At 52.0% G+C, this 3274-nt stretch carries 1 rRNA gene; it reads left to right on the top strand.

Features of this window, described 5'->3' with window-relative positions:
• Positions 1-173: 173 nt before the first annotated feature.
• Positions 174-3262, top strand: a 23S ribosomal RNA gene (locus BM477_RS08090).
• Positions 3263-3274 lie beyond the last annotated feature (12 nt).

The raw sequence follows: 3274 nt of genomic DNA, 5'->3' as shown, positions 1-3274 counted from the left end.
TGGCTGGTTGGTGGGGGTTGTTTGTGGGTTGTTTGTTAACTGTATAGTGGACGCGAGCATCCAATGATCTCTGACTTGTTTTTCTTGTTTGGGGTTGTTGTTTGTTAATGTGATTTTTTGTGAGAACAATTTTTTTTGTTTTTGTTGAGTTTGATTTTTTGTTTGTGTTTGGTTTGTTAGTTTTTATGGGCATTCGGTGGATGCCTTGGTACCAGGAGCCGATGAAGGACGTGTTGGTCTGCGATAAGCCTCGGGGAGTTGACGAATGAGCGTTGATCCGGGGGTGTCCGAATGGGGAAACCTGGCTGGAGTAGTGTCCAGTCGCTGGCATCTGAATTGTATAGGGTGTTGGTGGGAACGCGGGGAAGTGAAACATCTTAGTACCCGCAGGAAAAGATATTCTGTGAGTAGTGGCGAGCGAAAGCGGATGATGGCTAAACTGTGTGCGTGTGATACTCGGCAGGGGTTGCGTATGCGGGGTTGTGGGATACAGCTTTTAAAGGATCTGCCGGTTCTTTGTGTAGTGATAAAACAGTGGGGCGAGGTGAAAGATCTTGAATGGTCTACCGGAGAGCGTGTGAGTCGTGTAGCTGGTTGTCTTGTTGTCTGCATTGGTTGTGTCCCGAGTAGCACGGGGCTCGTGGAATCTTGTGTGAATCTGCCCAGACCACTGGGTAAGCCTGAATACTTTCTGGTGACCGATAGTGCATAGTACCGTGAGGGAATGGTGAAAAGTACCCCGGGAGGGGAGTGAAATAGTACCTGAAACCGGGTGCCTACAAGCCGTTAGAGCCCTTTTTGTGGGGTGATAGCGTGCCTTTTGAAGAATGAGCCTGCGAGTTAGTGGTGCGTGGCGAGGTTAACCCGTTGTGGGGTAGCCGTAGCGAAAGCGAGTCTGAATAGGGCGTTTTTTAGTCGCGTGCTCTAGACCCGAAGCGGGGTGATCTACCCATGGCCAGGTTGAAGCGATGGTAAGACGTCGTGGAGGACCGAACCCACCTAGGTTGAAAACTGGGGGGATGAGCTGTGGGTAGGGGTGAAAGGCCAATCAAACTCCGTGATAGCTGGTTCTCCCCGAAATGCATTTAGGTGCAGCGTTACATGTTGCTTGTTGGAGGTAGAGCGACTGGTTGGTTAATGGGCCTTCACGGGTTACTGAGATCTGCCAAACTCCGAATGCCAGCAAGTTTAGTGTGGCAGTGAGACTGCGGGGGATAAGCTTCGTAGTCGAGAGGGAAACAGCCCAGACCATCGGTTAAGGCCCCTAAGCGTGTGCTAAGTGGGAAAGGATGTGGAGTTGCTGTGACAACCAGGAGGTTGGCTTAGAAGCAGCCATCCTTGAAAGAGTGCGTAATAGCTCACTGGTCAAGTGATTCCGCGCCGACAATGTAGCGGGGCTCAAGTACACCGCCGAAACCGTGGCGCGACAAGTTTTTGTTGTGGGTAGGGGAGCGTCCCATTCTGGGTGAAGTCATCGTGTGAACGGTGGTGGACGGGATGGGAGTGAGAATGCAGGCATGAGTAGCGAATGACGGGAGAGTAACCCGTCCGCTGATTGACTAAGGGTTCCAGGGTGAAGCTAATCTGCCCTGGGTTAGTCGGGACCTAAGGCGAGGCCGACAGGCGTAGTCGATGGATAACCAGTTTATATTCTGGTACCGGCGCATAGCCGTCCGTGCTGAATCGAATGTACTAACCTCCAGGTTTCTCATTTTTACTTTCCTTTTGGGATTGTTTTGATGGGTTCTTGTTGGGATCTTGTTTGGTAGTAGGCAAGCGTGTTAACAGGGGTGACGCACAGTGGTAGCTTTCGCGTACAGATGGTTTTGTGCGTTTAAGGCCGCAGCCTGTTTCCTAGGTTAAATCCGGGAGACATGTAAGGTGAGGGCTGATGATGACACCGTTTTGGTGGAAGTAAGTGATCCTGTGGTGCCTAGAAAAGCCTCGACGCGAGGATATGTGCCGCCCGTACCCTAAACCGACACAGGTAGTCAGGTAGAGTATACCGAGGCGATCGAGTTAATCATGGTTAAGGAACTCGGCAAAATGCCCCCGTAACTTCGGGATAAGGGGGACCATCCTGGTGATAAACCCATCGCGGTTTTGAGCTGGTGGTGGTCGCAGAGAATTGAGAGAAGCGACTGTTTACTAAAAACACAGGTGCGTGCGAAGATGTAAGTCGATGTATACGCACTGACGCCTGCCCGGTGCTGGAAGGTTAAGAGGAACGGTTAATGCCCTTTGGGTGTGAAGCTGTGAATTTAAGCCCCAGTAAACGGCGGTGGTAACTATAACCATCCTAAGGTAGCGAAATTCCTTGTCGGGTAAGTTCCGACCTGCACGAATGGCGTAACGACTTCTCTGCTGTCTCGACCATGAGCTCGGCGAAATTGCATTACGAGTAAAGATGCTCGTTACGCGCAGCAGGACGGAAAGACCCCGGGACCTTTACTATAGCTTGGTATTGGTGCTCGCTTAGGCTTGTGTAGGATAGGTGGGAGACTTTGAAGCGGTCACGCTAGTGATTGTGGAGTCGTTGTTGAAATACCACTCTGGTCTAAGTGCGTTCCTAACCTTTGGTCCGTGATCCGGGCCAGGGACAGTGCCTGGTGGGTAGTTTAACTGGGGCGGTTGCCTCCTAAAAAGTAACGGAGGCGCTCAAAGGTTCCCTCAGCCTGGTTGGTAATCAGGTGTCGAGTGTAAGTGCACAAGGGAGCTTGACTGCGAGACTGACAGGTCGAGCAGGTGCGAAAGCAGGAACTAGTGATCCGGCAATGGCTTGTGGAAGCGTTGTCGCTCAACGGATAAAAGGTACCCCGGGGATAACAGGCTGATCTTGCCCAAGAGTCCATATCGACGGCATGGTTTGGCACCTCGATGTCGGCTCGTCGCATCCTGGGGCTGGAGTAGGTCCCAAGGGTTGGGCTGTTCGCCCATTAAAGCGGTACGCGAGCTGGGTTTAGAACGTCGTGAGACAGTTCGGTCCCTATCCGCTGCGCGCGTGTGAAACTTGAAAAGGCCTGTCCCTAGTACGAGAGGACCGGGACGGACGAACCTCTGGTGTGCCAGTTGTACTGCCAAGTGCATGGCTGGTTAGCTACGTTCGGGAAGGATAACCGCTGAAAGCATCTAAGCGGGAAGCCTGCTTTAAGATGAGGTTTCTGTTGAGGCTCCCGATAGACTATCGGGTTGATAGGCCGGACGTGGAAGCATGGTAACATGTGGAGCTGACCGGTACTAATATTGCCGACAACTAACACCACACCCACCAACA

Source organism: Boudabousia marimammalium (assembly GCF_001936115.1).
Taxonomy (GTDB): domain Bacteria; phylum Actinomycetota; class Actinomycetes; order Actinomycetales; family Actinomycetaceae; genus Boudabousia; species Boudabousia marimammalium.
This window is presented reverse-complemented; position numbering and strand designations above follow the sequence as displayed.